This is a genomic window from Deltaproteobacteria bacterium RBG_16_64_85, assembly GCA_001798885.1.
Taxonomy (GTDB): Bacteria; Desulfobacterota; Deferrimicrobia; order Deferrimicrobiales; family Deferrimicrobiaceae; genus FEB-35.
The window spans coordinates 1-5,898 of sequence record MGQW01000003.1 but is presented as its reverse complement, the minus strand read 5'-3'; the positions used below and the strand labels follow the sequence as shown (position 1 = coordinate 5,898).

The window sequence follows — 5,898 nt, the reverse complement described above, 5'->3', positions numbered from 1 at the left end:
CCGGGCGTTCCGTCTGGAAAAGGCGATCGGCACCAGGTCCAAGATCTACTACAAGAACGAAGGCGTGAGCGCCGGGGGGAGCCACAAGCTCAACACCTCCATCCCGCAGGCGTTCTACAACAAGCAGTTCGGCCGCAAGCGGATCGCCACGGAGACCGGCGCGGGGCAGTGGGGGTCCGCCATGGCGATCGCCGGCAGTTTCTTCGGGATCGAGGTCAAGGTCTACATGGTGAAGGTGAGCTACGTCCAGAAGCCTTACCGGCGCATGCTCATGGAGGTGTTCGGGGCCAAGGTGGTGCCGTCCCCCAGCAGGGACACGGCGTCCGGGAGGTCGATCCTGGCCGGGAACCCGGATTCCCCGGGATCGCTGGGCATCGCCATCTCCGAGGCTGTCGAGGACGCCGCGGGGAGGGAAGACACCAGCTACGCCCTGGGGTCCGTGCTCAACCATGTCCTCCTCCACCAGACGGTGATCGGGCTCGAGGCGAAGGAGCAGATGGCCATCGCCGGCGACTATCCCGACGTGGTCATCGGGTGCCACGGGGGAGGGAGCAACTTCAGCGGGATCGCACTGCCGTTCCTGCAGGACAAGCTCAGCGGGGGGAAGAGGAACCTCCGCCTCGTCGCCGCGGAGCCCACGTCCTGCCCGACGCTTACGAAGGGCGTGTACGCGTTCGATTTCGGGGACACGGCCAAGCTGACGCCGATCGTCAAGATGTACACCCTTGGACACGACTTCATCCCGGAAGGGATCCACGCCGGGGGATTGAGGTACCACGGGGCGGCGCCGCTGGTGAGCCAACTCCTGAGCGAAGGGCTCGTCGAGGCTCAGGCATACGCGCAGCTCCAGGTGTTTTCCTCCTCCATCACCTTCGCCAAGGCGGAGGGGGTGCTGCCGGCGCCGGAGTCCGGGCACGCCATCCACGCGGCGATCGCCGAGGCAAAGAAGGCCGACGCGGAAGGGGTGGAGAGGGTGATCCTGTTCAACCTCTCGGGGCACGGATTCTTCGACCTGGCGGCCTACGACGACTTCCTCACGGGGAAGCTGGCCGATCACGAGCACAGCGAGGAGAAGGTGCGCGAGGCGCTCGGCAACCTTCCCAAAGTCGCGGGGTAGGGCGGGCGCTGTTTGTGCGGATAGGGAAAACCGCCCTCATCGGCATCAATAGAAGGGGAACGAAGATGTAAGTCTCTGTTCAAATCGTGGATCGACATAAGGCGGGGCCGTGGTGGCCCCGCTTTTTTTCTCTCTTTGATAAGCTCCGCAAACCGGACTTTCAAATCCGGGTCAATATCTCTTTTTTGTGATTCCCGACGGTATTTCACAAGAGAAGACAATCCAGAAATCCTGAACATTAGCGGATGCTTACAATCCAATAGAAACGGGCACGGCGTATGCAAAGACTTGCGTACCATTCAGAAACGGTTAGCGCACCGAACCACTCGCCACCCTCAAGGAGGTAAAAAGATGGTTCGCAAAGCGGTCAAGTGGATGGTTCCCTGGTTCGCGGGGTGCCTGGTCTTTCTCCTTGCACAGCTGGTTTTCGCCCCCCCCGCGTCGGCGCTTCTCTACAGTTGGCCCACGACCGTAACGGATGACAAAGGAGACACCGCGGTCAAGCAGAAAGATATCCTCTCGGCTTCGCACGCCTTCGATGGATCATTTCATTACTTCCGGATCGACATGCTGCGGGAACCCCGGTGGAAGGCGGCCGAGACCTACGGCTTCTTCATCGATTCGAAAGCGGGGGGCGCCGATCCGACCGGCAGCAACCTGATCTCCGGAGGCCTTTCCGGAATCGATTTCATCGTCAGCACCGACTACTCCATCACCGGTGTGCCCGGGGCCCGAACGTTGACCACCAATCCGGCTTTCAAGCAGTGGGCCGGAACCGATTTCACCGGGATCACGGATGGGGGGCTTGCGTTTCTGCAATCCGAACGGGTCCTGGAGTGGAAGATCAACAAGAATTACTTCGACTCCCCCTTTACCTTCTGGGCGGCGAGCCTGAAACCCGGCAATTCCCCCGCAACGACGTATGACCTAACCTCGAACGCCGTTACGACCCCGATCCCCGGCGCCGCCTGGCTCTTCGCCACGGGCGTACTGGCGCTGGCCGGCCTGAAAAGAAAAACGACGCCCGCGTCGTAATTTCTCCCCCGAGCGGAAATCCGGTGGGCAGGGCCATGACGGCCCTGCCTGCCGTTCCCCCCTTGCGGTTCGTCCCTCACGAAAGCTTCTTGTCGGCGCACGGGGGATTCCCCTGGATGAGTTCCTTGCGACCCCGGTTTCCCAGCCATACCAATTCCGAAGCCAAGTTTCATTTCTGTTGTTTCTGCAGATTTCCGCAATGTCGGGCATTGGGAAAAATCTTCTTGTCTATCATAGGTTTACATTCCTTTTTGTTGCGGGCATGGGGTATGCAGATACCAGCGGTACATTCAGACACGGTAAGCGCACCGAACGACACGCCACCATCGAGGAGGCAAACATGTTGCGCAAAACGGGCAGATCGGTTGTTCCCTGGTTCGTAGGGGGGTTGGCATGCGTTCTTACCTTCGGTTTGGCGGTTCCCCCTGCCTCCGCGTCCTTTGTCTTCAATTGGAGTTCTCCGGGGGTCATTTCCCACGTGGACACCGATACGAACCCCCCGGGTCCGGTCCCCGATTCCGCCGGACAAAACATCTCCAAGGTATGGTGGGGATGGGCCAGCAATGCCCACTATTTCCGCATGGACCTTGCGGCGACCCCCACGGTTTCCGATTTTGCGGACCGGTACGGCATCCATGTCGATTTCAAGAGCAACGTCGGCAATCCGCTCTATTCCGGAATCGATACCCTTCTGACAAGCGAGTTCAACGGCTCGGCCTACACCCCGTTGCTGAAGGCATGGGACGGACATAAATTCGCGACCGTCAACGATCCGATCCTTTCCTGGACCGGGTTCGATTTCCAGCGCTCGGGGAACACCCTCGAATGGAAGATCTTCGGCAATGCGACGATTTTCAACTGGTGGGGAGTGACCGAAAAAGAGGGCGGCCTGATGGACGTCTCCTCCAAGGTGACCACCACCCCGATCCCCAGCGCCGCCTGGCTCTTCGCCACGGGCGTCCTGGCGCTCGTCGGCCTGAAAAGAAAATCGACCGACAATACGTAAATTCTCTCCCAAGCAGGAGTCGGCAGGCAGGGCCGCTATGGCCCTGCCTGTTCCTTCTGGTCGAGGTTTGGTTGGCTTTGGAGTTCTCCCACGATTCGGTCCTCCCGGCGATTTCGAGCCGGATGGGCGGTAGCCTGGGCCGGCACGGATAGGTAAAGGGGTGAACAAAAGGGGCCGATCCTTCCGTCGGCCCCCGGCGTACCGAACGGAAAAAACCCATTACACTTCCGACCCCTGAGAGCGGTAACCAGCCTGATGTCCGACGTGCCGGTCCCGTGAATTCCGATCCGATCCGCTGTGGCCCTTGGTCTTTCCTCTGATGAAGATGTGTCCTCTTTGTAGATACTCCGGGGAGTCGATGCCATGAGAGCCCGCATCCGGAAGTGGGGGAACAGCCTGGCCCTGCTGTGCCCGATCGTAGATCGGGGGAAGGGGTATCCCTTCGAGGTCCAAATCCCTGCGCGCATGAAGGTGTCCGGGGCGGTCCTCTCCGACCAGGTGAAAAGCCTGAACTGGCGGGCCCTCGACCTGGAGCTGATCTGCCGGCTGCCCGAGGAGACCGTTTCGAGGGTCTTGATGAAAGCCGCCACCCTGCTGTCGAAATGATGCAACCCTTCTCCATAACCATCGTCGCCGGGGCCCGGCCCAACTTCATGAAGATCGAGCCGATCGTGCGCGCACGAATGCCCGAAAGAATTCGGCCCTGGCATCCGGCGTCGATCTGCGGATTTCGATCGTCCACACCGTGCAGCATTACGACGAGAACATGTCGGAGGTTTTCTTCCGGGAACTTGCGATCCCTAAACCCGACCAGCACCTGGAGGTGGGCTCGGGAAGCCACACGGAGCAGACGGCGAAGATCATGGTGGCCTTCGAGAAGGTACTTCAGGTGAATCGGCCCGAATGGGTCGTCGTCGTGGGGGATGTGAACTCCACGATCACCTGCGCGCTCACCGCGAAGAAGATGGGGGTGAAGGTGACGCACGTGGAAGCGGGCCTCCGGTCGTTCGACATGACGATGCCCGAGGAGATCAACCGCAAGCTCACCGACGCCATCTGCGACCTGCTCTTCGTCACCGAGGAATCGGGCGTCCGCAGTCTGCGCGCGGAGGGAGTGAGGGAGGAGAAGATGATCCTCGTCGGCAACGTGATGATCGACAAGGGGTGGCCAGCAGCGTCCTGATATTAAGTGCGGTGCATCCGCGTATAAAGAGCAAAGTTCAATCCCATCTCCGGCTAGCATTAAGAGAAAAAGACGGTTCTTGGTGAATCATGCGATGGTAACAACCTTCGGTGACGCGTTTTCCGTGGTTTGTGAATGACGAGTTAAAGGGGACTAAACGATGGGAAAAAATTTCGCTCTGATCGGCGCTGGCGGGTATGTTGCACCACGACATATGAAAGCCATCCGTGACACAGGGAACAATTTAGTGGCGGCCATCGATAAATCGGATTCCGTTGGAATACTCGACAGCTTCTCTCATGACATTTCCTTCTTCACGGAATTCGAACGTTTTGACCGGCACGTTGAAAAACTGCGCCGCAGTGGTGATGAAAAGAGACTGCACTATGTCACCATATGCTCGCCGAATTATCTCCATGATGCTCATATGCGTTTTGCCCTGCGTGTTGGGGCTGATGCTATTTGCGAAAAGCCTTTGGTTCTGAATCCATGGAACCTGGATGCTTTGGCAGTATTTGAAAAAGAGATGGGCCGCAAGATCTATAATATCCTGCAACTGCGCGTTCATCCTTCAATTGTCGGGCTTCGGGAAAAGGTTGCAAGCACACCCGATGGCAAGCGGTACGCTATCGACTTGACATACATTACCAGTCGCGGACGTTGGTATTTCACCTCATGGAAAGGTGACATACAAAAATCCGGTGGAGTTGCGACGAATATCGGGGTCCACTTCTTTGATGTGTTGATATGGGTTTTTGGAAACGTGCGATATCACGAAGTGCACCTTTCCGAACCAGCGCGGATGAGTGGGATTATCGAGCTGGAAAAGGCGTATGTGCGCTGGTTCATGTCAGTTGACGGGGCGGATCTCCCGGAGCAAGCCGTAGCAGCAGGAAAATCTACCTTCCGCTCAATGACGGTAGATGACGAAGAGATCGAGTTTTCTGATGGATTTACCGACCTTCATACCGTCGTCTATCGTGAGATCTTGGCGGGGAGAGGATCTAGCATCGAAGATGCCCGCCCCTCAATAAATCTAGTTTACGAACTGCGGAATGCTAATGCATCCTCCACGAATGGTTCTCGTCGGCACCCGCTGCTGAGAATGAAGCGATAAACATTTTTTCTCCTGGAGGATAAGAATGCCGGAATATTTTTTACATGAGTCGTCATATATCGATGAAGGCGCCGAAGTTGGGAATGGAACAAAGATTTGGCATTTCTCCCATGTCCTCTCGGGTGCCAAAATCGGCGAGCGATGCACCTTTGGGCAAAACGTATCTGTCGCAGGAGGAACGATAATCGGAAACAACGTAAAGGTTCAAATTAATGTCTCCTTTTATGAAGGAACCGTGATCGAGGATGATGTCTTTCTAGGCCCCTCCTGCGTCCTTACAAACGTCACGAATCCACGCTCCAAGTAGTTCGAAGATCCTTGTATGAAAAAACCTTACTACGGCGCGGTTGTTCCATTGGTGCTGGAGTTATATTAATCACAGGAATTTAAGTAGCAGTTGGCAAAAATATATTTTTTGGGAATAAAATGTTTTTTCACTT

Annotated in this window: 6 protein-coding genes; 5 read left to right on the top strand and 1 reads right to left on the bottom strand. The window is 57.0% G+C overall.

Features of this window, described 5'->3' with window-relative positions; translation table 11 throughout:
* The 5 genes from A2Z13_08225 to A2Z13_08205 form a co-directional block, all read left to right on the top strand.
* Positions 1 to 1,117, top strand: a 1,117-nt coding sequence (locus A2Z13_08225; GenBank protein ID OGP81431.1) for a TrpB-like pyridoxal-phosphate dependent enzyme, incomplete at its 5' end; no start/stop codon positions are given.
* 351 nt (positions 1,118 to 1,468) lie between these two features.
* Positions 1,469 to 2,152 carry a hypothetical protein gene (locus tag A2Z13_08220; GenBank protein OGP81430.1) on the top strand — a complete coding sequence of 228 codons (684 nt, stop codon included), beginning with the start codon at positions 1,469 to 1,471 and terminating at the stop codon, positions 2,150 to 2,152.
* Between the two features lie 340 nt (positions 2,153 to 2,492).
* Entirely contained in the window at positions 2,493 to 3,158 is a 666-nt protein-coding gene (locus A2Z13_08215; protein ID OGP81429.1) for a hypothetical protein, read from the top strand.
* Between the two features lie 363 nt (positions 3,159 to 3,521).
* Positions 3,522 to 3,764: a hypothetical protein gene (locus A2Z13_08210; protein ID OGP81428.1), complete on the top strand. Its 243-nt coding sequence runs from the start codon at positions 3,522 to 3,524 to the stop codon at positions 3,762 to 3,764.
* Positions 3,765 to 3,924: 160 nt separating this feature from the next.
* Complete coding sequence (locus A2Z13_08205) at positions 3,925 to 4,341, top strand: hypothetical protein (GenBank protein OGP81427.1); 417 nt, start codon at positions 3,925 to 3,927, stop codon at positions 4,339 to 4,341.
* 244 nt (positions 4,342 to 4,585) lie between these two features.
* Here A2Z13_08205 and A2Z13_08200 read toward each other — a convergent pair whose 3' ends face one another.
* Positions 4,586 to 4,897, bottom strand: a complete 312-nt coding sequence (locus tag A2Z13_08200) for a hypothetical protein (GenBank protein ID OGP81426.1) — start codon at positions 4,895 to 4,897, stop codon at positions 4,586 to 4,588.
* Positions 4,898 to 5,898 lie beyond the last annotated feature (1,001 nt).

Bases quoted from the DNA above. Each gene is read 5' to 3' on its own strand.
- A2Z13_08220 (OGP81430.1), top strand. From the start codon at position 1,469: ATGGTTCGCAAAGCGGTCAAGTGGATGGTTCCCTGGTTCGCGGGGTGC.
- A2Z13_08215 (OGP81429.1), top strand. From the start codon at position 2,493: ATGTTGCGCAAAACGGGCAGATCGGTTGTTCCCTGGTTCGTAGGGGGG.
- A2Z13_08210 (OGP81428.1), top strand. From the start codon at position 3,522: ATGAGAGCCCGCATCCGGAAGTGGGGGAACAGCCTGGCCCTGCTGTGC.
- A2Z13_08205 (OGP81427.1), top strand. From the start codon at position 3,925: ATGTCGGAGGTTTTCTTCCGGGAACTTGCGATCCCTAAACCCGACCAG.